Here is a 22,500-nt window from a genome sequence, read left to right on the forward strand (position 1 = left end):
ACTTCTTAAAGCTAAAAGCCCACCTCATGTGAAGTCCTGTGTACAGCCTATACATAAAAAACTTTCAGGGCAATTAATAATTAACTCTTTAGTAACAAAAAGTTCAAAGTAAAATATATTTGCAACAATGGTGCAGTATGTAACTAATTTGAACTAATAAAGTGCGATTTTAACGCTTTTACGAAGATTTAATGCGCGAAGTGGGTGGGTGGATGTTATCAACTTGTTTCTTTTGGTGAGGCGGGTGGTGTGTTTTGCGCTTGCCAGTCGCGATATTTTTGTCTGTATTCGTCCCACACGCAAGGGCTACAGCTACCTCCGCCGCAGCATTCATCAGGCTGTGGTTTTTGGGGTTTGGGGAGTACTATTATTTGTTTGCTTTGCATAAAATGAGCTTGTGAGCACTGTTATGGTGCAAAAGAGTAAAGTATAGGGCGTATTAAGTAAATTATTCTTGTGTAAAACCCTTTATGTGTGAAAATAAAGGGTATGCGATTATATAAAGTTATTCACCGTGCGCCTTGGCGGGTAGTTAAAATTAGTAAAAAGCGCCAACAGCTTCGCTTTCGTCGTGCAATGGTGGCGCTAAAAATTGCTCTTGTGCAAGAAAGGCAAGAAACCATAGAAATGCTCACCATTTATAGGCATTACACGCAAGGGCAAACCAGCAAAGAAGAGTTAAAGCGTGCTAATGAGCAGTTTGTAGATATTTTAAAAGGGCTTGGCTTAGGAGTATTTGCCGTACTGCCGTTTGCCCCTATTACTATTCCATTGGTTGTAAAGCTAGGCAGAATGGTAGGTGTAGATGTGTTGCCTAGCTCGTTTAACATTAATAAACCAGTTAAAGAGCTAGACGCCGAAATAGTTAAAGAGGATTTAAAACAACACACTAAAGCGCCAAATAAAGAATAAATCTGGCTAAAATTAGCTATACCTTTTAGCCGGTCTTATTGGTATGCTTTGAGCTACCATTTTTTATTATATGAGCTTTTCAATGAGTGCATTACTTCGTCATACTTCTTCTGGTATTCCTTTATCTTTTATTCTTAAAAACGAGTTAACTGACTGGCAATCACTACAACCGGCTTTTATCCAAACATGGTTAACAAATAGCGGCTTTGAAAAGCAAGGTTTAGCGCTTGTGCCTGACGCGCAAACCGGTGAGCTAAGCCACGTTTATTGTTTATTACAATGCCAAGATGATTTTTGGGCCGCAGGCGAGCTTGCCAATAAATTACCGCTGGGCACGTATCAAATTCAAGGCGAAGATGCCTTTATAGAGCAAGTCGCGCTTGGTTTTGTGTTAGGCGGCTATGAATTTAGTGAATATAAAGAAAAACCAACGGCCAAAGCACAATTAGCCATTGCCGATGAAGCGCTGTATCAGCGTATTAAGCAACAAGCCGATGCCATTTATTTAGCGCGTGATTTAGTAAACACACCTGCGGTGGATATGATGCCGCAGCATTTATCGCAAGTAATGGAAGATTTAGCCAATAATTACAACGGCGAATTTACCCAGTGGATTGGCGATGAGCTACTTGAGCAAAATTACCCAACAATACACATGGTCGGGCGCGCGAGCGAAAACAAACCGCGTTTACTTGATTTAAAATGGGGCGATGAAAACGCACCACTTATTACCTTAGTCGGTAAAGGGGTATGTTTTGACTCTGGCGGGCTTGATTTAAAACCAAGCTCGGGCATGCGTAACATGAAAAAAGACATGGGCGGGGCAGCGCACGTTATTGCTTTAGCACAGCTAATTATGGCGGCTAATTTACCAATTAGACTGCGTGTTTTAGTGCCTGCGGTTGAAAACGCGGTATCGCGAAATGCATTTCGCCCAGGTGATGTTATTAAAACGCGTAAAGGCATTATGGTAGAAATTGACAATACCGATGCTGAAGGGCGTTTAGTATTGTGTGATGCGCTTAGCGAGGCACAAAACGATAACCCTGAGCTAATTATTGACTTTGCGACCCTTACCGGTGCTTGTCGTGTTGCTTTAGGCACTGAGCTACCGGGCTTTTTCTCAACAGAGCGCGATGTAGCAAATGGTATTATTGATGCCGGTATGGATGTAAGCGACCCTGTATGGCAATTGCCTTTGTTTGATCAGTACAAAAGCTTTTTAAAGAGCGATGTAGCCGATATGGCAAACTGTGCCAGCACACCATTTGGTGGTGCAATTACCGCGGCGCTTTATTTAAAAGAGTTTGTAGAGCCAACCACACCCTGGGTACATTTTGATGTAATGGCGTGGAATTTACGTGCTTTACCTGGGCGCCCAACCGGTGGCGAAGCGTTAGGTATTCGTGCGGTATTTAATTACTTGCAAAGCCGCTTTAAATAAACCTTGTTATACGAGGGCTATACCTCGTATAACTCAAGCGGTAAGTTATCTGGATCGGCAAAAAAGGTGAATTTTTTGCCGGTTATTTCATCCACTCTTATCTCTTCCACCGTTATATTTTGTGACTCTAAATACTGCTTTGCTTGGGCAACGTTTTTAACTTTAAATGCTAAATGCCTTAAGCCTTGCGCTTCTGGGTAGCTTGGTCTTGCAGGTGCTCCATCAAACGAAAATAACTCTATTTGGCTGCCATCAGGCATCGCTAAATCTAATTTATACGAATTACGCGCGGCCCTAAAATGCTCGTTAATAACTTTAAGTTTAAGTACGTTACTATAAAAGTGCTTAGAGCGGGCGTAGTCACTGCAAATAATAGCAGCATGATGAATGCCTAATAGTTCCATATAGTTAGTTCCATGTAGTTCGCTCCATGAGTTTGTTCTACTAAAAACAAAAACGCACTAAAAAGTGCGTTTAATTTTTATGTGCTTTAAAAACGTTTAGTTAGGCTCAGCGTCTTTGCAGGCTTTAACTGCGGGGGCTACAAGCTCAAGGCCGGTTAGCTCACACGGTGGCAAAGTTGCATCACTTACTTTAATCGGCGTTACACGCTCGCCCCATTTTATATAGCTTGCTGCCCACGTTAAACCTGCGCCAAACGCTGCCGACATAATATTTGAATGTGGCTTAATTAAGCCTTGCTCTACGGCTTCACATAACGCAATAGCAATCGTTGCGGCTGAGGTATTACCGTAGTCAGCAATGTTTACCATTACTTTTTCATCCGGCACTTTTAAACGATGCTGAATTGCTTGAATAATACGTAAATTAGCTTGGTGTGGCACTAATACGTTTATGTCATCGAGGCTTAGGTTGGCTTGCGTTAATACATCATCACACGCTTCGCTCATACCTTTAACGGCACGTTTGAAAATTTCACGGCCTTCAAACAGTAAGTCCGATGGGCCAATTGGCTCATATTTATTTAAATCACTACCAAAGTTGGTGATATGCAAAATGTCTCTGTCTTCGCTGTCGCAACCGGTTTTAGTACCTAGCAGGCCTGCGGGTGTGTCTGCGGCTTCGAGTACTACTGCGCCTGCGCCATCACCAAATAATACAGCGCTGTCACGGCGTGCCCAGTTTACATACCAGGTCATGCGCTCTGCAGCAATAACCACGGCCTTTTTAATCATACCCGCCTGAATTTGAGCGGTAGCTGCCTGAAGAGCATATAAAAAACCAGAACACGCAGCATTGGTATCCATAGCTGCAGCGCCGGTCGCACCAATGTTTTTTTGTATTAAAGAGGCGGTATTGGCCACCACAGTAGAAGGGGTACAAGTCGCTAAAATAACTAAATCGATATCTTTTGCGTCAATCCCTGCACAATCGATGGCGTGCTTTGCGGCAACGGTTGCAAGTTCTGCAGTGCTAACATGGCTAACCCTACGAGATTTAATACCAGTACGTGTGGTGATCCACTCATCGTTGGTATCAACTATTTCGCTAATTTCATCGTTGCTAATGCTTGCTGGTGGAATACATTTACCCCAACCAGTAATATGTGCGTAGGCCATAGTGTGTTCTCTTAAAAAGGTGGTCTGACGTGTATTGCTAATGGGTGAGTTATATCAAAAATTGCCCTTTAAGAGAAGTTATTAACCTGTTTTGTCTCGTAAATAATAGTAATTGTGGGCAATTTAACGTAAAGCTTGTTTAAAGAGTAAGCAAGTATTAAAACTATACGTAGCGATGTGTTAAACAGCATATAATTGAATAGTGCATGATTTTGCGGCTTTACTTAAACGTAAGTGGCTTGCGTTTATGGCACTGCGTTCAAGCTGTGAGCTTGAGTGAATTAAAGTAAGCCGATATTATTAATTACTGCCCGTTTAACGTATAAACACACAACCACGTGGCAATTGCATACATAATAAGGAAGCCCATGAGCAATAAAATAAAAGTGTCGTTGTTTAATCACTTGATTGAGGCCGAACGACAGTTGCTCGACCCCGATGTTCGTCAATCAAGCCATGCATTAAATGCCTTACTTGATGATGAATTTATTGAAATTGCAGCTAATGGCACCGTATTTGATAAGCAGCACGTACTAACACGTTTACCTACCGAGGTTGTTCCGCAGTTTTATAATCAGCACTTTAAAGGGCGAATGCTTAGCGATGATGTCGCGCAAATTAGTTACCAAGCGGCTTATAGGCGCTCAGCCCGAAGTGAGTTTAATTACTCCTTACGTATGTCGCTTTGGCGTAAAAGTAATGAACAATGGAAAATGGTGTTTCATCAAGGGACCCCGTGCGCGCTGTTTACTATATCAATGGATGAAGATTAACTTTTTTAACGTATTAAATTTTATAGGTACATCGCACCTTGTTTATTCAAACCGACCCGACCATTAGCCGCCTTTTAATGCTGCGAAGTGGTGCTATTGCTGTGCAGTTAATTGCTGTACTAAGCGTGTATTTTTTATTAGAACACCAAATAGCGTTACTCCCTTTATTAGTGGTAATAGCCATAGAGGCGATATTTCAATTAGTAAGCGTATTCGCCTATCGAAATGTTAGCCAAGCGCGCCCTATAGGGATGTTAATGCAGCTCACTGCGGATGTCCTGTTTTTAACTATTTTGCTCTCATTAAGTGGCGGCGCAACCAATGCGTTTGTATCGCTATTATTGCTACCTATCATGATTGCAGCGGTCACCCTTCGTGAAAAAGGACTCGCTTATATCGCCGTACTGGCAATTGCCGCTTATAGCTTTTTACTCATTAGGATGCCCGATCACAGTATGCATCAAATGAATATGAGCGGGCATTTTATAGGCATGTGGGTTAACTTTGTTTTAAGTGCAAGCGTTATCGCTTTGGTTATTGGCGCTATGAGTAGAGCATTAAAGGAGCGAGAGCGCACAATAGCTAAAGCTCGCGAGCAGCAATTGCGCAACGAGCAACTGGTAACCCTAGATGGCGCAGCTGCGCAAATAACCCATCAACTAGCCAGTCCTATCGCTAACTTACAATTACTATTTGAAGAGCTTTTAGAAGATCAGCCAAATAACCCTGTAGTGGTGCAAATGCAAACACCGCTCAAGCAATGTGCTAGGCAATTAAATGACTTTAGAAAGCTCTCTGCTCAGCTTCGTAATAAAAATACCACCGAGCACATTACAGTAAACCAGCTACAAACGCAGATCATCGATACATTATTACTGCAACACCCTGATCAGCACATTAATTGGTTAAGTGAGCCAATAGCAGCCACCTTAAAAAGTGATGCAATGCTATTGCCCGCCATACTTAATTTGCTACAAAATGCATGCATTGCTAATCAAAAAAATAACCAAACCCAGTTAGAGCTAAGCTGGCAGCAAGATAATCAACACAGTGAATGTATATATTTGCTAATTCGTGATTTTGGTAGCGGTTTTAGCCAATCACAATTAACAGAGCTTGGCGGGCAACTTATGCCTAGCAGCCAAGGTATGGGGCTTGCGGTTTTACTTTCTAATGTAACGTTTGAGCGACTAAACGGCTCGTTAACTTTGTATAATCATGCTGGTGGCGGGGCAGTGGCTAAAGTAAAATTAGCCATAGCAAATAATGAGCAACCACTTACATGAAATTACTTATAATTGAAGACGATATAAACCTAGCCAGTACACTAGCTCGGCGTTTAACAAAACAAGGCTTTAGTTGTGAAGTTGCGCATAACCAAAGTGATGCATTACTCAGTGCACATAAACACTTACCAGATTTTATTTTGCTCGATATGAAACTAGGTGACGATAACGGCCTTGCCTTAATTAAGCCACTTCGCAGCTTATTACCGCAGGCGTATATTGTATTACTAACAGGCTTTGCAAGCATAGCCACCGCAGTAGAGGCCATGCGTTTAGGCGCTAACGACTACCTTACAAAACCCGTTGATATGGCCACGTTATTAAAGGCCCTAAACGCAGATTTAAATACACAAAATGTTAGTGATATTGCCACACCAGTTATGTCACCAGAGCGTTTAGAGTGGGAGCATATTCAGCAAGTGCTACATAGTAATAACGGTAATGTGTCGGCCACTGCGCGGCAACTCAATATGCATAGGCGCACATTGCAGCGTAAGTTACAAAAAAAGCCGGTTCAGCAGTAACCGCTTAAGGGGTATAAAATGAGTGATGATGCGGCTACATTAATGCGTAATCAAAAAATTATATTATTCGATGCACAGTGCAAATTATGTAGTGCGTGGTGTAATTTTATAATTAGGGCCTGTTTATCTTTCGAGGTTAAATTTGCAGCAGTCTGTTTGGTAATTAGGCAAGACAGAGCCTATGTAGTGTGGTTGTTCCCCATAAATAGGCGATAACGTAGCATAAATGCCAAACAGGCGCTGCCCGAAGGGGTTCTGCCTAGGGGGCATTTACTCTTTGTTGCTCGGTTTTTACTTAGCCCACTAGGTTACAAACCTCGCGCCGCGATTAAATGGCCCCTAGATTGAACAAATTTTAATCCTGAAAGGTCAACAGGCCCTAGTAACGATGCCAATGTCATTTTTAAACTATGCAGCGTGCAATCCCCAAAAGGTGCACTGCTATTAACTCATTTTGGTTTTTCAACCACACAATACGCCTCAATGGTTTACCTACAAAACGGCAAAGCGTACACGCAAAGTCATGCTTTTTTTGAAGTGGTAAAGCAGCTAGGTTACCCCTATAAACTAGCCACTGTATTTAGTGTTTTACCCAGCACCTTTAATAATTGGCTATACGATAAAATTGCTTTAAACCGGTATACCTTATTTGGCAAATATCAGTATTGCAGAATACCCAACCCAGAGGACGCAAAACATTATTTATAATTGGCTAAGTTAACTTAGCTATAAGTAGATGCTAGGTTTAGGTGGCTGTGCTAAAATCGCCGCGTTTTAAATTATCAGGGCTTTGAAATGGCAAGTACAGCGCACGCACTCCACATATTGGTTAAACACAAAGAAATAGCAGAAGACATTATTAAGCAATTAGGTAAAGGTGCCAAATTTCAAACCTTAGCTAAAAAATACTCGTCGTGCCCATCAGGTAAAAAAGGCGGTGACCTTGGCGAATTTAGACGCGGGCAAATGGTTCCGCAGTTTGACAAAATAGCCTTTAATGGCGCAATTTTAGAGCCACATTTAGTTAAAACTAAATTTGGCTGGCATGTAATTAAAGTGCTTTATCGTACTTAATAAGCTCGCTGAAAAATACTAAAAAGGCTGCACACTGCAGCCTTTTTAGTATTCAGTTTTTTTATTTAACAAACATCCAGATACCCGCAGCAATCATAAACAGGTTTTCGGTCAGAGAGACAAATCCCAGCGGTACATTACTATCTCCGCCAACACAGGCACATTTAAGCTCGCGTTTGTCTATGTAAACAGCCTTAATCACCGACACGGCGCCAACACCCCCAATAAATAAAGAAATTGGTGCAACAATATAAGCTGAAAGCCCTGCAATCATGCCAATACTTACAAATGCTTCTAAAAATGGATACACATAAGCATATCTCACTACTTTCATCGCAAATAAATCATAGGTTATAAAAGAATTACTAAAGCTGTATAAGTCGCGTAATTTTTGAATAGCCAGTACGCCCATTGTTAGCGCGACAAACAGCATAACTGTATGCATAGAAAAAAGTGCAAAGCCAGTCGAGTAGCTAAATGCAAAGGCAAGCAATAAGGTAACAGCAAAAATAGCCGTTACGGGAGTGTAAGTAGTGCCCTGTTGACCAAGCTCCGATTTATTAAAGTAAGCTCGCAGGTCGTCATACCCGCCAATGCGTTCGTTATCGATAAATGTTTGTGGTGTGGTATCAACATTGTGCTTTTGTTGAAATGCATCGGTTTCTTCGCGCGAAGTCAGCGGCTTATCATCTACCTTATAGCCTTTTCGCTTAAGTAAATCTTTTGATTTGAGTCCAAATGGGCAAATATGCTCATTAGTTACCATTCTGTATAATGTTGCTGACTTAGCCATGCTTGCTCCTTATGCGTATTTAGTTACTCGTTAGCCCTTAAGTAATAGTGAGTGAATGGCGGTATGAAAGAAGTTAATAGCACCTTGTAATATTTACGTGGCATTTGAAATAAAATAGCGCGCAGCACACTCATTAAGAACACAAAATAGGCAATGCACGTATAGTGCCAGCACTTTTATAAAAGCGCAGAAGGTAAAGTTTGAGTAGCAGAGGTTTTTGTTAAAAGCTTATAGAAAAATAGGTTCACGTAGGCAGTAAAGTCACGCTGCACCTTTAAAATCATATAAGACTGCATTGCGCAGCCTTATATATGTTAAACAGCAGCTTACTTGCTAAGCGTCTTGTTTGGCTTCTTCTTCACTAATTTGTTTTAGTGCTTGAATAAATGAGTCGCTTGGTTGTCCGCCACTAATTGCATATTTATCGTTGATAATAAATGTAGGGACTGAAGTAATACCCATTTGCTTAAAGCGGTCTTGCTCTTGGTGTACTGTTTGAACGTATTTATCTGAGTGTAAAATACTACGCGCCTGTTCTTTATCAAGGCCAACACTTGCGACTACATCAAGCAGTGCCTCTTCTTGATTTAAGTACTTTAAATCGGTGAAGTGTGCTTCAAACATGGCAAGCTTTAATTCGGTTTGCTTATCTTCTTCACGCGCCCAAGTAAGTAGGCGGTGTAAATCAAAGCTGTTGATCATGATGCGCTCACTATTAAAATTAAAGGTAAACCCGGCACGCTGGCCTGCTTCGAACATGTTTTTACGATTTTCATCGCCTTGCTCTTCAGTCAGGTTGTACTTTTGCATTAGGTGCTCGTTTAAATTTTGACCTTCAAGCGGCATGTCAGGGTTTAGCTCAAAAGGATGCCATGTAATATCTGCACTCATCTCGTCTTTAAGTTGGCCAAGCGCTGTTTCTAGGTTTTTATAACCTATTACGCACCATGGGCACATTACGTCTGACACGATATCAATTTTAAAGTTTTTCATATTCATCCTTTTGCGGATTGCTTTGGTATAACAGAGGATATTGGGATGAAGTATGCATTATCAATCCTCAAACTAAAAAGAGCAGCTAATTGCTGCTCTTTATAAAGGGTTTAAGCGTTAAGCCCAAACGGGTCGTCAATACTGTAACTTGGTTGTGTAAACCAATGTGGGCCGTTGTCGGTCATATAAAAGTGATCTTCTAAACGTACACCAAATTCATCAGGTATAACTAGCATTGGCTCGTTACTAAAACACATGCCAGGTGCAAGTGGGGTTTTGTCTCCACCGACTAAATAAGGCCATTCGTGAATGTCTAAGCCAATACCATGGCCCGTACGATGCGGGCAGCCCGGTGTTTGGTACTGTGGCCCCAATCCTTGAGCCGCTAAATAGTGACGAGCGCCGGCATCAACTGCTTCACACGTAGCGCCAATTTTTGCAGCACTAAAGGCGGCGAGTTGCGCTGCTTTTTCATGATCCCAAAACATGCGCTGGCGCACTGTTGGCTCACCAAATACATAGGTGCGGGTTATATCTGAAAGGTAATCATGCACTTTGCAACCGGTATCTATTAATACCATATCGCCTTTTTTAAGCACTTGCGCATCTTTAACGCCATGTGGAAATGAGGTCGCCACACCAAATAAAACAATACAAAAATAGTTACCGGGGGCACCTACTTTTTGATGCGCTTTTTTAATGAAGGCTTCTACCTCTGTGGTGGTAATACCTTCGTAAAGCATGCTTGCAGTTGCTTGATGTACAGCTAAAGTCATATCCATTGCGCATTGCATGAGCGCTAATTCGTTTGCCGATTTATGCATGCGGCAATGTGCAGTAACGCTCTGTGCATTAACTATATTTAGGCCTTTTTGCGCTTTGTTTATACCGTCGAATATAAAAAACTGTGCACTTTCATCAATGCCTATTGTGGCATTGTCATTAATGTTGAGCTGCTTGAGTACACTTACAAATAACGCATATGGACTTTCGTGTTCTTGCCAGCCATGAATGGGGCCTTCAATCACTTTAAAGCCGTTTAGGGTGCCAATTTCAAAATAAGGGGCTATGTATTGTACATCGCCTATAGCGGGTAAAATGGCGCCAACCATGCGCTCACTTGCATACCATTTCATACCTGTGAAGTAAGTGAGGTTTGTACCTGCATTTAAATAAATTGCATCAATATTATTTGCTTGCATATAAGCTTGTGCTTTTGCAATGCGCTGTAAATATTCATCTGCTTGAATAGGGGTTACATCGGCGGTCATGTTGCTTAATCCCGCTAATGCTTGCTCGCTTGTGTGTGTACCAACGCCTAGTGTGGCCATAAAAGTCTCCTTGGTTTCAATACCAAGCTGCATAAATACTTGAGCAATTGAACAAATTAAATTTCACTAAAATGTTAAAAAGCCCCAATAAGCAGTTTGGTGTTAGGCATTGTGTTTAATGTAAAAGCATAATTCAATATTATGCGACAACATGCATGCTAAGGTTTTTTAGCGTAAGGTAAACGCGATAATTTATTGCTAGTGTGGTAGCTATCAAGCCCTGTTACAGCCACTGTTTCAATGGCTTGTAAATCTAAAAAGCCATCACTTTGCAGCGCAGCTTCATCTAAATACACATCTGTAATTTCACCTATAACCAGCTCTGTGCCATTAACGGCTAAGTGTTGGTGCTCAACGTATTTTACAGAGTATTTTAATCGCGACTCTTGCACAAAAGGGGCTGTAAATTCATTTAGGTACTCTGGCGTTAAACCTGTTGCGTCAAACTCTGACTCGTCTTTATCGTAGCGGGCTGATGTTTGATGAGCTTGCTTATATATGGCCTTATTAACTTGGTTAATGGTGTAACAGCCGGTTTCTATGATGTTTTCAAACGTATGGCGAGGCACGCTATTAGGGCGCATTATCATACCAACTAATGGCGGGTGAGCCCCTAAATGAATAACCGAGCTAACAATAGCTACATTTTTATTGCCTTGCTTATCTTGCGTGCCAATTAAGTTGGCGCTTTTAAAACCCGAAAGTGAATTAATTAAATGAGTACGAGTGTGTTTTTCAAGTGCGTTTATGCGCTCTTTAGTAAAATGCATTAAAGGTCCTTACCAGGGTATGGCTTCGCCTTGCCAATCTAAATAGGCGGGCTCACCGTTAAGTTTTAAATGAGGGTTATTAAACGTAAGTGTAAAAAGCTGTTTAGCTACAAATTCAGCGCTAAAAAGCTTATCCGCAGGTACGTTTTTTTGAAATGGTTTTGAAAGCGCAGTATCGGTAGTGCCCGGATGAAATAACACCAGTTTAGTATTTTTAGCTCGGCGCGCCAGTTCTACCGCTGCGGTTTTAAATAGCATGTTTAAGGCCGCTTTAGATGCGCGGTATGTATACCATCCGCCTAATTTATTATCGTTAATACTGCCCACACGCGCACTGAGCGCCGTTATAGTGCACTGCGTTTTATGTGTTAACAGCGGCAAAATGCTTTGTAAGCACAGTAAGGGAGTGAGTGTGTTGGAATTAAATAATTCGTTAAAATAGTCTGCGTTTAGCTCTTCTAGCTTTTTTTCTGGCATGTGGGTTTTGTTGTGTAAAGTGCCATTAAACATAACGACTTGTTGAATCTCGGCATTTTGCTCTTTTAAGTAAGTTGTAACCTTGGCTAAGCTTTGCGCTGTGTAATCGCTCTTTAGGTAAACAACATTACTATTTGTTTTTGTCTTTTTTGAGCTGACACATATAACTTGCACTGTGGGTGCATTTATTTGTAGGTGCTCAATATAAGCTTGTGCTATTGCGCTACTGGCACCAAATAAAACAATTGTTTTCATTGTTTGTCCTTTGTATTAACAGTGCATTGGCCGTTTAAACAGGAGGCGTTTGGCATGAGCAAACGGCTTATTTTTTGTCTGTGTTTTGCAAAAAACATATAGGCGGCATCAGCGAAGTAGCGAATTATTGGCAAGCGAAAAATTTTCAACCAGCGGTATTTTCCTACTGTTTTCCACGCTTGATAGGTAACATCTAAGCCGTAAATCATCTCGCCAGTTGGTAACTGTGCATGCAATATAGCCATGGCCTTGTTTTTATTAACACTTGGATAACGTGCGCTAAAATCGTGGCTATTAAGGTCTTCTAAAACAATTTTATGTTTAGTATCAGCATCTTTAAGGTGCTGCATTTCGGTATTGCAAAGCGGGCAGCTGGCGTCGTAAAAAATGATCATAAAAGCCGTTTTCTAATAATTTACATATAGCTAATTACGATTCACCATTGCAAATGGATCTATTAAATCTGCGCTCATGATGATATTAATAGCATTCCATGAAACAAAGGAGACTGAGAAATGAGTGAACAATATGCCGCCTTGCGAGGTAATGTTAATTTACTTGGGCAGCTACTAGGACAAACTATTAAAGATGCCCAAGGCCAAGCGATTTTAGATAAAGTAGAGGAAATTCGTGCTTTATCAAAGTCATCTCGCAGTGGTAACGAAGACGACAGACAAGCGCTAATTGAGGTACTACATGCGCTTAGTGATGAAGAGCTTTTACCGGTTGCCCGTTCATTTAATCATTTTTTAAATTTAGCTAATGTAGCAGAGCAGTTCCACACTGTTTCGCGTTTTAATGATGTTGGTTTTTGCCAACTAAATCCTCTCACTCAAACATTAAAAACGTTAACTGCAAAAGCAAAAGAAGGCCAATTAGATAGTAATCATCTGGCCGAAACACTCTCAAAACTCCACATAAACTTAGTATTAACCGCTCACCCAACCGAGGTGACGCGCCGTACCATTATTAATAAGCACGTAGAATTAAGTGATTGTTTAGCCTCGCTTGAGCGCAAAGACAATTTACCACAAGAGCGTGAAGCTATTTTAAACCGTATCGCTCAGCTTATCAGCCAAGCATGGCACACCGATGATATTCGTCGTTCTCGCCCAAGCCCAGTTGATGAAGCTAAATGGGGATACGCTGTTATTGAAAACAGCTTATGGCATGCTGTGCCACGCTTTTTACGTGAGTTTTCAGATCAAGTTAAAGAGCATTTAAGTTTAGAGCTTCCGATTGATTACAGCCCCATTGAGTTTACCTCTTGGATGGGCGGAGACCGTGACGGTAACCCATTTGTAACCGCACAGGTAACACAGCAAGTACTTGACCATGGTCGTTGGATGGCACTTGATTTATACAGCCGTGATATTGACACGCTAAGCGCAGAGCTGAGCATGTCAGATGCAAGCGATGAGCTAATTGAGCTGGCAGGACAAGACTTTGAACCTTATCGCGCTGTACTTAAAAAGCTTAAAAACCAAGTCTCTGAAACAGTGGTGCATTTAGGTGCAAAAATTAAGAATAAGCGCAGCGATTCAGAAGACTTAATCACTGATATAAATCAAATCAAGCACCCAGTAGAGGTGTGCTATCGCTCTTTATTAAAGTGCAACATGAAAGTTGTCGCCGATGGTTTATTACTTGATTTACTGCACCGTATAAATAGCTTTGGCCTGCGTTTGGCAAAACTTGATGTGCGCCAAGATTCAGACCGCCACAGCGATGTGTTTTCTGAGCTTACACGCCACCTAGGCTTAGGTGATTACAACCAATGGCAAGAGCAAGATAAGCAAGCATTTTTGCTTACCGAGCTTAACTCACGCCGTCCGCTTATTCCTAAAAACTGGCAACCAAGTCCAGAGGTGCAAGAAGTACTCGACACCTTTGATGTAATAGCTAAGCAAGATGAAAAAACATTTGGCTTGTATATTATTTCAATGGCGCGTACCGCCTCTGACATTTTAGCTGTACAACTGCTTTTAAAAGAAAGTGGCTGTCAGTTTGATTTACCAGTAGCGCCTTTGTTTGAAACGCTTGACGATTTAAACGCCGGTAGCGATGTAATTACCACGTTGCTTGATAACGTATGGTACCGCGGGCATATTAAAAATACCCAAAATGTCATGATTGGTTATTCTGATTCAGCTAAAGATGCCGGCATGATGGCCGCAGGCTGGGCACAGTACGAAGCAATGGATAAACTAGTGCAGCTTGCCGATGAGCGCGGCATTGAACTTGTTTTATTCCATGGTCGTGGTGGTACGGTAGGGCGCGGTGGGGCGCCTGCTGCACAAGCACTGCATTCACAACCGCCTGGTTCATTAAAAGGTGGCTTGCGTGTAACTGAGCAAGGCGAAATGATCCGCTTTAAGTTTGGTTTACCCGATGTAGCACTGCAAAGTTTAAATATTTACGCGGGTGCTGTACTGCAAAGTAACTTATTACCACCGCCAGAGCCTAAGCAAGAATGGCGTGAAGTGATGAAGTTGATAAGCGAGCAGTCGTGCGATCACTACCGTAATGTGGTTCGCCATGATGAAAACTTTGTTCCTTACTTTAGAATGGCAACGCCTGAGCTAGAGCTGTCTAAATTACCATTGGGCTCGCGTCCTGCGAAACGTAACCCAAATGGTGGGGTTGAGAGCTTACGTGCTATTCCATGGATTTTTGCATGGAGCCAAAACCGTTTAATGTTACCTGCATGGCTTGGTGCATTAACAGGCTTAAAAGCGGCACTCGATAAATACGGCATAGAAACACTGCACGAAATGAGCCTGCAATGGCCATTTTTCAGAGCACGTCTTGAAATGCTAGAAATGGTATTTAGTAAAGCCGATAGCTGGTTAAGTGAGCATTACGATAACGCGCTGGTGGAAGATATGTACAAACCACTGGGTACCTCGTTACGTAAAGAGCTAGAAGAAGCAATTAGCTTAGTGCAATCGCTTAGCCCTCAAAATAGCTTATTGGCAGATCAACCATGGATAAAAGAGTCGATTGCGCTGCGTAATCCGTACACCGATCCGCTTAATGTACTGCAAGTTGAGCTGCTGCGCCGTTCGCGCTCAAGCGATAAAGTAAGTGAAGGTGATATTGATAATGCATTAATGATCACTATGACAGGTATTGCTGCAGGTATGCGCAATACTGGTTAGTCTACTTTAACTAAAAAACAGGGGAGCACAGTGTGCTCCCTTTTTTTGCTGGCATTTAGGCGCCTAACCTTTTAAACTACTTAGCCATTAAATAATTATAATATGTTATGGCATCAGCAACTTTTACTGTGCAACAAGACACAGCACTCACAAATTCACATATCTCATTATGCGTTACGCAAACTCAAGCATTACGCAGCCAATTAAAAGCCCAGCGCGGTATTTTACATCCTAACGATATTAGCCAATTATGCGCGCAACTTAATGTATCTGATGACGCGTTATTACAAGGTTTAGTGCCTTTAGCGTCTGAATTTTCGGTGGCTCCTGTTTCTCATTTTCATGTGGGAGCTATTGTTAAAGCACTTGATGAGCAAGGTGATATAAATTTTTATTTTGGTGCTAATGTAGAGTTTGATCACCAAGCGCTTAGTTTAGTCGTGCATGCAGAGCAGTCGGCGATTAACAATGCGTGGTTAAATGGCGCAAAAAAAATACTAAAAATAGCAATTAGCGATGCCCCATGTGGTTATTGCAGGCAGTTTATGAACGAACTGGCTGATGCAAAAGAGTTTGATATTTTACTACCAGATCAGCACTTTAAATTAGCTGATTTATTACCGCATTCATTTGGCCCCACTGATTTAGGCAACGATTTTAGCCTGTTTAACCCAAAACAGCAGCAATACACATTTGCAGATACAGCTCTCGATGAAAAACTAGCAGCCATGGCGCTAATGGCCTACGTACCTTACAGTAACAACTTTAGCGCAGTTAAAATAAGCACCTTTGATAATGGTGACTTTTACGGCAGTTACGCAGAAAACGCGGCTTACAGCCCAAGCCTTTCGCCACTACAAAGTGCGCTTAGTCAATTGTTTTTAGCGGGTCTAAGCTTTAACGATAAAACGATTAAAGCAATTACACTGTTAGAAACCCAAGGTCATGAAAACCAAGGGGGAGTAGCACGTGCGGTACTTGCAAGCTTTAGCAATTTGCCAGAAATAGAAGTGATAAGCGCAGAGCTAAGGTAACCAGAATTTAGATTAAGCTAAAAACAATAAAGCACAGCAATTGCTGTGCTTTATGCGTTTTATTAAAGCGCTAAAAAGGCATTAGCCTAATAGTACTTTTGCAGCTTCTAATACCACAGCCACTGATTTTTTCTCAATTTCACCGTGATCAACGTTTGGAATTTCTTGGCGAGTACGGTTAACCAATACACCGGCAACACACGCCGCTTTAAGGCCTAGCGCTGCACACATGGTAAATAAGGTAGCAGACTCCATTTCATAGTTCATCACGCCTAGGTTTTGCCATTCTTCACAGCTACCTTGTAATGACTTAGGTACATAACCCGAATGCGTATCGTAACGCTCTTGCCCTGGGTAGAATGTATCGCTTGAGGCAGTAATACCAATGTGGAAGTCGATATCTAGGTTTTTACACGCTTGCACCATAGCTTGAGTTGCAAAAAAGTCAGATACCGCAGGGTAGCTAAGTGGTGCAAAGTGTTGGCTTGCGCCATCTAAACGCACAGACGCTTGGCTTACTAAAATATCACCTTCATTAATATGTGGCTGAATTGCCCCAGTAGTACCAATGCGTAAGAAAGTACGTACGCCAAGCTGTGCCAGCTCTTCTACAGCAATAGAGGTTGAAGGGCCGCCAATACCGGTTGAACAAATCACCACAGAGTGACCATTTAACTGGCCTAAATAAACATGAAACTCACGTGTTTGAGCAAGGCAGGTTGGGTTGTCTAGGAATTGAGAAATGCGTGCAGCACGATCTGGGTCACCAGGGACAATAGCAAGCTCAGCCCCTTTTAAATCGTCAATACATAATCCTAAGTGAAATACCTTTTCCATAACTAAGCCTTTTTATAAAAATTTGTTGTCAATCTAGCATCATTACGGCAAATGTAAACTAAGTACAGGACGTATGTCCGATGTTGAAAAATACTTATAAATGATGGCTTTATTCATTCACATTGAATATTAAATCAAAGGCTTAAAGTTCGTTAAAAGGTGGGTGGTTGACTTGTTTATTGAGAGTCTATATGTATTGATTATGGTGATAATTTAAATTTATCAATACGTGGTTTAAAGCATTTTTAGTTATTTAATAACAAATAGTTACGGTTTTATTTTGACTTTATTTTAACGGCTTTTATATAAGCGCGTAAATAATGCTTGAGCAATAAGTGAGCGCATTACGCGATATTTGCAAATAGGTCGATAATTTTAGTTTTTGCATAACTAATCAAAACCACATGAATAAAACACACAAGTATAGGATTTATTATGAGCACACAATTTGACGCATTTAAACGTAAAGTAGAGCACTGTTTATGTGCACCTGGCGATGGTGTATTTACAGTTAATACCGCGAAAGAGCGTAAAGCGGCATTACGTAATAAATTGTATGGGCAAAGCGAAAATGTTGATGTTTTGTGGCGCGATTCTTTAACACAATTACCCGAATCTCCTCACAAAGCGGTTATGTTAGGTATTAGCTCAGATTGTGGCGGCGGTATTTTACGTGGCGCAAACTGGGGGCCATTATTTTTACGCTCAGCCTTGATTGATCAGCAAACCCAGTGCCGCTCTTTTGATTTAGGTGATGTACGCGTTATCCCGCATTTATTGCATGATAAATACTTAAACGACGCCACAATTTCAAACTGCCAAAAAGCCCTATACGGCGATAAAAACGATGATTACTACGTAAGCCCACTTTCTATTACCGAAGATGTGTGTGACAGCTTTTACGCCACATTTAAAGATAAAGGCATATTTGGGATTGGGGGCGATCACTCAATTAGCTACCCGCTAACTAAAGCGTATTTAAAAGCTAAGCGTGAGCAAGGCAAACGTACCGCTATTATTCATTTTGATGCGCATACCGATTTATTAGTAGAGCGCTTAGGGATAGATTTATGCTTTGGCTCGTGGTGTACGCATATATTAGAGTTTTTACCTGCACCGCATCATTTAATCCAGTTTGGTATTCGCTCAAGCGGTAAACCTAAATCGCACTGGGAAAGCACCTTTGGAGTAAAACAACATTGGGCTAATGAAATAATAGAGCGTGGTGCAAAAGCGGTTGCTGATGAAACCATTGCGCAGCTTAAAGCCGATAAAGTAGATGAAGTGTACGTAAGCTTTGACATAGATGCACTCGATGCCGAATTTGCCTCAGCCACGGGCACACCAGAAGATAACGGCTTAACCCCGCAACATGCACTGGATATTTTACAAGCTATTGCCGATGAGTTTCCAATTACTGGCGCCGACATGATGGAAATAGCGCCATTTACCGACAGCTCATTAGTAGGCCAAGCAAGTTCAGAAACAACATTACGTGAAGGCGCTAAAATTTCAGCGTTCTTAATTAGTGCAATGAATAGATAGCAGGTTAGTCTTTAAAAAAATCTAGTCCTATCAGCGTATAGGGCTAGGTTAAAAACTAGCGGTTCGGTTACCCTCGGCTATAGTTGGTGTATATCTGTTTTAGTTTTGAGGCGAAGCTAGATGAAGCTGTACTTATTTTTGTTGTGTTTTGCATGCATAAGGCTCAATGCAGCTGAAATTACAATAGTGACCGAAGTATTCCCCGACTTTCAATACATTGACGAAAACAACCAACTTGCAGGGCGCTCTGTAGATAAAGTGAGAAACGCGCTCGCCAATACAGATATTAAATACACTATGTTAGCGCATAGTTGGGCTGTGTCTTATAACGCAGTATTAAGAGATACGAATACCTGTATATTTTCTATTGTAAGGTTACCTAAGCGAGAAGATAAGTTTAGCTGGGTGGCTGAGCTTGAAAGTTTTGACTCTGCTATTTATGCCCTTAAATCACGTAACATTCGCTTAAAAACGCTTAACGACGCTAAAAAATATAAAACAGCGGTGCTTAGGGATAATTTTAGCCACCATTATTTGCTAGAGCGTGGCTTTAGTGAGGCTAAAAACTTATTGATAATTGATAACTTAGACAAAATAGATAAATTAATAAGCACACGGCACGATATTCTCGACTTTGTTATTTTAAGTAAAAAACAATTTAACTACCGCGCACAGTTTGAGCCAAAGCTTAAATTATTAGAGCCTATATTTACGCTCAATACACAACACTCCCCCCTTTACTTTGCCTGTAATAAAAACATGCCGCAAAGCCTACAAGATAGACTTTCGCTGGCATTCGATGAAGCAAAAAAGAAAAATAAACAACGCTAATTCAATGGCTTATTAATTTAGCCTGTAAAAGCATAAATATAAATTGCCGCGTTTAAAAAAGCGTCTATAATCAGCTGCTTTTTATTGAAAAAGCGCTAACTTTTTGGAGCGTTAAATGGGTGATTTAATCGGGATTAGCTTATTGATCTTGATCAGTGCGTTGTTTGCCATGTCGGAAATTGCTATTGCAGCGTCGCGTAAAATTAAACTGCGGGTAATGGCCGATGAAGGCAGTGATAACGCGGCCGCGGTATTAAAACTGCAAGAAAACCCTGGGGCGTTTTTTGCGATGATCCAAATTGCCCTAAACGCGATTGCTATTTTAGGCGGAATAGTGGGCGAACAAGCGCTATCGCCTTATGTACAAAGTATCTTGGTGCTTTTTTATCAAGGTGTACACCTTGAAAAAATTAGTTTTTTATTTTCGTTTTTTACCATTACCTCGCTGTTTATATTATTTGCTGATTTAATGCCAAAGCGTTTAGCGATGATCATGCCCGAAGCGGTGGCTGTGCGTGTGGTAACATTAATGCGATGGGTTACTTTTGCACTTACGCCATTAGTGATGTTTTTTAATGGTTTAACTAATTTTGTACTGCGTTTATTTAAAGTACCCGCAGAGCGAGAAGACATTGTTACCACCGAAGACATTGTGGCGATGATGGACGCGGGCGCAGAATACGGCAGCTTACAACAACAAGAGTATGAGCTAATTGGCAATGTGTTTGAACTAGAAGCACGCTTTTTATCAAGTGTAATGACCCCACGCGACCAAATAGTTTATTTTGACTTAAATGAAAGCAGCCACGATATAGCCACCAAAATTATTGAAAACCCCCATAATCATTTTTTAGTGGTCTCGGGTAATTTAGATAAATTACGCGGCTCTGTTGAGTCAAAAGATATACTACGACAAGTACTAAAGGGTGAGCCAGCTAATATTAAGCAAGAGCTGATTGAAACAGATGTTTTTTACTTACCCGAAACATTAAGTTTATCTGAAGCTTTAAACGCGTTTAAAAGTGCAGCAAAGCCGTTTGCTGTTGTAGTAAACGAATATGCACTTTCGGTGGGTATTGTTACCGTTAAAGACTTAATGAAAGGGTTTATGGGGGATTTAATTACTCACCAAGGCGACGAATTAATCATAGAGCGCGATAAAAATTCATGGCTTGTAGATGGGTTAACTCCAATTACCGATTTAGCAAAGGTACTTGATATAGAAGAATTTCCAGATCAGATGCACTATGAAACTGTCGCTGGATTTTTAATTTACAGTATGAAGCGAATCCCTAAACGTGCAGAGCATTTAACTTTTTCAGGCTTTAAGTTTGAAGTTGTTGATGTAGAGGGCATTAGGGTAGAGCAGTTGTTAGTTTCAAGAGTTATTAATCCACAGAACGACACCCCCCTTTAAAAAAGTAAGATAGTCGTTTATATAACTAGCCAAGTTGTTTTTAGCTTGGCTTTTTTGTGCCTATTTAAAAGTTTTATGCTTAAAAGGAGTGGTTATTTCAATCTGTTTAATTGCTTTATTTTCAAACAGCTTTGATTCTATTTTCATCAAATTAACATTAAATGCTACCTAAGGCGTATATTGTACTCAATAGTGTAAGTTTGTGTAAATTTCTCCTTATTAAGATTCATTATCAGCGCATTTTAATTTAGAATGATCGTTCACTCTAAACTAAAAGGTATTTAACATGCAGCGTTCCCGCATCGCTTTATTTGTATTGTCAGCCCTCGTCGGTTCTGTTGCTTTAACTGGTTGTGATCAGGCTGCTGAGCAGTCACAAGCTTCAGCTCCTAAAGCTGTCCCAGTGGGTGTAATTACAGTAAAAAGCCAAGCGCTTACTCTCAAAAAAGAACTTCCTGGTCGCATTAGTGCATTTCAAATTGCTGAAATTCGTCCACAAGTAAGTGGTATTGTACAATCTCGTTTATTTGTTGAAGGTAATGAGGTTAAACAAGGCCAAGCACTGTATCAAATAGACCCTGCTACATTTGAAGCAGACTTAGCAGCAAGTGAAGCAAGCGTAGCGCGCGCAGAGGCAAGTATTGCCAGCACTAAATCAAAAGCGTCGCGTTATAGCGAGCTTTTAAAAATTAAAGCCGTAAGTCAGCAAGACTTTGACGAAGCAGATGCAGCGCAAAAGCAAGCACAAGCAGAGCTATTAACGGCAAAAGCACAGCTTAAATCGGCGCAAATTAACCTAGACTACAGCCATGTATCTTCTCCAATCAGTGGCCAAATTAGTAAATCGAGCGTTACTGTTGGTGCGCTTGTTAGCGCTAATCAAACAACAGCACTGGCAACAGTGACCCAGCTTGACCCTATTTATGTTGATTTAACCCAATCAAGCAACGAGCTAACTCAACTTAAAAAAGCTATTTCTTCAGGTTCATTGAGCGTTGATTCACAATCGCAAACAGATGTTGAACTGCAAATGGAAGATGGCTCAACTTATCCACTTAAAGGCACGTTACAGTTCTCTGAAGTGACAGTAGACCCAAGCACAGGGTCGGTTACCTTACGCGCTAAATTCCCAAATCCTGATAAGTTATTATTACCGGGTATGTATGCACGTGCCTCAGTGGTTGAGGGCGTAAAACAAGACGCTATTTTAGTGCCGCAACGTGGGGTTAGCCGTAATACAAAAGGCGAGCCAACAGCCATGGTTGTTAGCAAAGAAAACACCGTTGAAAGCCGCGTTTTAAAAGTAGACAGAACGATTGGTTCAAACTGGTTAGTAACCGACGGGCTAAGCGATGGCGATAAAGTGATTATTGAAGGTTTACAAAAAATCCGCCCTGGTGCACCTGTGAACCCATCTGAAATTCAATCGTCTGCTAAAGCCGATCAAGCGCAATAACGGAGAG

22 protein-coding genes and 1 pseudogene are annotated in these 22,500 nt (G+C 41.2%); 13 read left to right on the forward strand and 10 right to left on the reverse strand.

Annotated elements, in window-relative coordinates:
* Positions 1-218: 218 nt before the first annotated feature.
* Positions 219-386 (reverse strand): oxidoreductase-like domain-containing protein, encoded by a 168-nt coding sequence (locus PSI06_RS05170; RefSeq protein WP_126009090.1) that lies wholly within the window; start codon positions 384-386, stop codon positions 219-221.
* Positions 387-489: 103 nt separating this feature from the next.
* Between PSI06_RS05170 and PSI06_RS05175 the strand changes: the two genes are divergently transcribed.
* Together PSI06_RS05175 and PSI06_RS05180 are read left to right on the forward strand one after the other, a co-directional pair.
* Positions 490-912, forward strand: coding sequence for a hypothetical protein (locus PSI06_RS05175; RefSeq protein WP_273603109.1), 423 nt, complete (start codon positions 490-492; stop codon positions 910-912).
* 82 nt (positions 913-994) lie between these two features.
* Positions 995-2,356 (forward strand): leucyl aminopeptidase family protein, encoded by a 1,362-nt coding sequence (locus tag PSI06_RS05180; protein WP_273603108.1) that lies wholly within the window; start codon positions 995-997, stop codon positions 2,354-2,356.
* Positions 2,357-2,373: 17 nt separating this feature from the next.
* Here PSI06_RS05180 and gloA2 read toward each other — a convergent pair whose 3' ends face one another.
* Entirely contained in the window at positions 2,374-2,760 is a 387-nt protein-coding gene (gene gloA2, locus PSI06_RS05185; protein ID WP_004588776.1) for an SMU1112c/YaeR family gloxylase I-like metalloprotein, read from the reverse strand.
* A gap of 96 nt (positions 2,761-2,856) precedes the next feature.
* Positions 2,857-3,936, reverse strand: a complete 1,080-nt coding sequence (locus tag PSI06_RS05190) for a ketoacyl-ACP synthase III (RefSeq protein WP_273603107.1) — start codon at positions 3,934-3,936, stop codon at positions 2,857-2,859.
* A gap of 368 nt (positions 3,937-4,304) precedes the next feature.
* Between PSI06_RS05190 and PSI06_RS05195 the strand changes: the two genes are divergently transcribed.
* The 5 genes and pseudogenes from PSI06_RS05195 to PSI06_RS05220 all read left to right on the forward strand — a co-directional run bounded on the left by PSI06_RS05195 (position 4,305) and on the right by PSI06_RS05220 (position 7,593).
* The gene (locus PSI06_RS05195; RefSeq protein ID WP_004588774.1) at positions 4,305-4,709 is read left to right on the forward strand and encodes a nuclear transport factor 2 family protein; all 405 of its coding nucleotides are present in this window, start codon (positions 4,305-4,307) and stop codon (positions 4,707-4,709) included.
* Positions 4,710-4,747: 38 nt separating this feature from the next.
* A complete protein-coding gene (locus PSI06_RS05200) occupies positions 4,748-5,995 on the forward strand; it encodes an ATP-binding protein (RefSeq protein WP_273603106.1) in 1,248 nt (415 codons plus the stop codon).
* Positions 5,992-6,519 carry a response regulator transcription factor gene (locus PSI06_RS05205; protein ID WP_273603105.1) on the forward strand — a complete coding sequence of 176 codons (528 nt, stop codon included), beginning with the start codon at positions 5,992-5,994 and terminating at the stop codon, positions 6,517-6,519. Before PSI06_RS05200 ends, PSI06_RS05205 begins: the two co-directional genes overlap by 4 nt.
* Before the next feature lie 381 nt (positions 6,520-6,900).
* Positions 6,901-7,227, forward strand: a pseudogene (locus PSI06_RS05215) (thiol-disulfide oxidoreductase DCC family protein); the annotation flags it as partial.
* Between the two features lie 87 nt (positions 7,228-7,314).
* Positions 7,315-7,593 (forward strand): peptidylprolyl isomerase, encoded by a 279-nt coding sequence (locus tag PSI06_RS05220; protein WP_004588770.1) that lies wholly within the window; start codon positions 7,315-7,317, stop codon positions 7,591-7,593.
* 61 nt (positions 7,594-7,654) lie between these two features.
* On the opposite strand, the gene PSI06_RS05225 is transcribed toward PSI06_RS05220, so the two are convergent.
* From PSI06_RS05225 to PSI06_RS05250, 6 genes are all read right to left on the reverse strand, one after another.
* Positions 7,655-8,386, reverse strand: coding sequence for a MauE/DoxX family redox-associated membrane protein (locus tag PSI06_RS05225; protein ID WP_273603104.1), 732 nt, complete (start codon positions 8,384-8,386; stop codon positions 7,655-7,657).
* Between the two features lie 333 nt (positions 8,387-8,719).
* A complete protein-coding gene (locus tag PSI06_RS05230) occupies positions 8,720-9,379 on the reverse strand; it encodes a DsbA family oxidoreductase (RefSeq protein WP_273603103.1) in 660 nt (219 codons plus the stop codon).
* A 110-nt stretch (positions 9,380-9,489) separates the two neighbouring features.
* Complete coding sequence (locus tag PSI06_RS05235; RefSeq protein WP_273603102.1) at positions 9,490-10,710, reverse strand: M24 family metallopeptidase; 1,221 nt, start codon at positions 10,708-10,710, stop codon at positions 9,490-9,492.
* A 158-nt stretch (positions 10,711-10,868) separates the two neighbouring features.
* Positions 10,869-11,480, reverse strand: a complete 612-nt coding sequence (locus PSI06_RS05240) for a flavin reductase family protein (RefSeq protein ID WP_273603101.1) — start codon at positions 11,478-11,480, stop codon at positions 10,869-10,871.
* A 9-nt stretch (positions 11,481-11,489) separates the two neighbouring features.
* Positions 11,490-12,212 (reverse strand): SDR family NAD(P)-dependent oxidoreductase, encoded by a 723-nt coding sequence (locus tag PSI06_RS05245; RefSeq protein WP_273603100.1) that lies wholly within the window; start codon positions 12,210-12,212, stop codon positions 11,490-11,492.
* Complete coding sequence (locus tag PSI06_RS05250; protein ID WP_024031936.1) at positions 12,209-12,607, reverse strand: thiol-disulfide oxidoreductase DCC family protein; 399 nt, start codon at positions 12,605-12,607, stop codon at positions 12,209-12,211. The genes PSI06_RS05245 and PSI06_RS05250 overlap by 4 nt, the downstream gene beginning before the upstream one ends.
* Positions 12,608-12,727: 120 nt before the next feature.
* Between PSI06_RS05250 and ppc the strand changes: the two genes are divergently transcribed.
* Both ppc and cdd read left to right on the forward strand, forming a co-directional pair.
* Positions 12,728-15,373: a phosphoenolpyruvate carboxylase gene (gene ppc / locus PSI06_RS05255; RefSeq protein WP_004588760.1), complete on the forward strand. Its 2,646-nt coding sequence runs from the start codon at positions 12,728-12,730 to the stop codon at positions 15,371-15,373.
* Between the two features lie 107 nt (positions 15,374-15,480).
* Positions 15,481-16,407 carry a cytidine deaminase gene (cdd, locus tag PSI06_RS05260; RefSeq protein WP_273603099.1) on the forward strand — a complete coding sequence of 309 codons (927 nt, stop codon included), beginning with the start codon at positions 15,481-15,483 and terminating at the stop codon, positions 16,405-16,407.
* Positions 16,408-16,488: 81 nt separating this feature from the next.
* Here the strand turns inward: cdd and udp are convergent, their stop codons facing one another.
* Positions 16,489-17,244, reverse strand: coding sequence for a uridine phosphorylase (gene udp, locus PSI06_RS05265; protein ID WP_004588758.1), 756 nt, complete (start codon positions 17,242-17,244; stop codon positions 16,489-16,491).
* Between the two features lie 435 nt (positions 17,245-17,679).
* On the opposite strand from udp, the gene PSI06_RS05270 reads away from it, so the two are divergent.
* The 4 genes from PSI06_RS05270 to PSI06_RS05285 all read left to right on the forward strand — a co-directional run bounded on the left by PSI06_RS05270 (position 17,680) and on the right by PSI06_RS05285 (position 22,493).
* Positions 17,680-18,789 carry an arginase family protein gene (locus PSI06_RS05270; protein ID WP_004588757.1) on the forward strand — a complete coding sequence of 370 codons (1,110 nt, stop codon included), beginning with the start codon at positions 17,680-17,682 and terminating at the stop codon, positions 18,787-18,789.
* Between the two features lie 120 nt (positions 18,790-18,909).
* The gene (locus tag PSI06_RS05275) at positions 18,910-19,620 is read left to right on the forward strand and encodes a substrate-binding periplasmic protein (protein ID WP_004588756.1); all 711 of its coding nucleotides are present in this window, start codon (positions 18,910-18,912) and stop codon (positions 19,618-19,620) included.
* A gap of 115 nt (positions 19,621-19,735) precedes the next feature.
* On the forward strand, positions 19,736-21,037 hold the full coding sequence (locus PSI06_RS05280; RefSeq protein WP_004588755.1) for a hemolysin family protein: 1,302 nt from the start codon (positions 19,736-19,738) through the stop codon (positions 21,035-21,037).
* Positions 21,038-21,323: 286 nt separating this feature from the next.
* Complete coding sequence (locus PSI06_RS05285; protein WP_273603098.1) at positions 21,324-22,493, forward strand: efflux RND transporter periplasmic adaptor subunit; 1,170 nt, start codon at positions 21,324-21,326, stop codon at positions 22,491-22,493.
* Positions 22,494-22,500 lie beyond the last annotated feature (7 nt).

It is taken from the genome of Pseudoalteromonas sp. GABNS16E (assembly GCF_028598715.1).
GTDB classification, from domain to species: domain Bacteria; phylum Pseudomonadota; class Gammaproteobacteria; order Enterobacterales; family Alteromonadaceae; genus Pseudoalteromonas; species Pseudoalteromonas atlantica.

Bases quoted from the DNA above. Each gene is read 5' to 3' on its own strand.
- PSI06_RS05235 (WP_273603102.1), bottom strand. From the start codon at position 10,710: ATGGCCACACTAGGCGTTGGTACACACACAAGCGAGCAAGCATTAGCG.
- PSI06_RS05230 (WP_273603103.1), bottom strand. From the start codon at position 9,379: ATGAAAAACTTTAAAATTGATATCGTGTCAGACGTAATGTGCCCATGG.
- PSI06_RS05195 (WP_004588774.1), top strand. From the start codon at position 4,305: ATGAGCAATAAAATAAAAGTGTCGTTGTTTAATCACTTGATTGAGGCC.
- PSI06_RS05170 (WP_126009090.1), bottom strand. From the start codon at position 386: ATGCAAAGCAAACAAATAATAGTACTCCCCAAACCCCAAAAACCACAG.
- udp (WP_004588758.1), bottom strand. From the start codon at position 17,244: ATGGAAAAGGTATTTCACTTAGGATTATGTATTGACGATTTAAAAGGG.
- PSI06_RS05225 (WP_273603104.1), bottom strand. From the start codon at position 8,386: ATGGCTAAGTCAGCAACATTATACAGAATGGTAACTAATGAGCATATT.
- PSI06_RS05270 (WP_004588757.1), top strand. From the start codon at position 17,680: ATGAGCACACAATTTGACGCATTTAAACGTAAAGTAGAGCACTGTTTA.
- ppc (WP_004588760.1), top strand. From the start codon at position 12,728: ATGAGTGAACAATATGCCGCCTTGCGAGGTAATGTTAATTTACTTGGG.
- PSI06_RS05220 (WP_004588770.1), top strand. From the start codon at position 7,315: ATGGCAAGTACAGCGCACGCACTCCACATATTGGTTAAACACAAAGAA.
- PSI06_RS05275 (WP_004588756.1), top strand. From the start codon at position 18,910: ATGAAGCTGTACTTATTTTTGTTGTGTTTTGCATGCATAAGGCTCAAT.
- cdd (WP_273603099.1), top strand. From the start codon at position 15,481: ATGGCATCAGCAACTTTTACTGTGCAACAAGACACAGCACTCACAAAT.
- PSI06_RS05250 (WP_024031936.1), bottom strand. From the start codon at position 12,607: ATGATCATTTTTTACGACGCCAGCTGCCCGCTTTGCAATACCGAAATG.
- PSI06_RS05175 (WP_273603109.1), top strand. From the start codon at position 490: ATGCGATTATATAAAGTTATTCACCGTGCGCCTTGGCGGGTAGTTAAA.
- PSI06_RS05245 (WP_273603100.1), bottom strand. From the start codon at position 12,212: ATGAAAACAATTGTTTTATTTGGTGCCAGTAGCGCAATAGCACAAGCT.
- PSI06_RS05285 (WP_273603098.1), top strand. From the start codon at position 21,324: ATGCAGCGTTCCCGCATCGCTTTATTTGTATTGTCAGCCCTCGTCGGT.
- PSI06_RS05180 (WP_273603108.1), top strand. From the start codon at position 995: ATGAGTGCATTACTTCGTCATACTTCTTCTGGTATTCCTTTATCTTTT.
- PSI06_RS05280 (WP_004588755.1), top strand. From the start codon at position 19,736: ATGGGTGATTTAATCGGGATTAGCTTATTGATCTTGATCAGTGCGTTG.
- PSI06_RS05205 (WP_273603105.1), top strand. From the start codon at position 5,992: ATGAAATTACTTATAATTGAAGACGATATAAACCTAGCCAGTACACTA.
- gloA2 (WP_004588776.1), bottom strand. From the start codon at position 2,760: ATGGAACTATTAGGCATTCATCATGCTGCTATTATTTGCAGTGACTAC.
- PSI06_RS05240 (WP_273603101.1), bottom strand. From the start codon at position 11,480: ATGCATTTTACTAAAGAGCGCATAAACGCACTTGAAAAACACACTCGT.
- PSI06_RS05190 (WP_273603107.1), bottom strand. From the start codon at position 3,936: ATGGCCTACGCACATATTACTGGTTGGGGTAAATGTATTCCACCAGCA.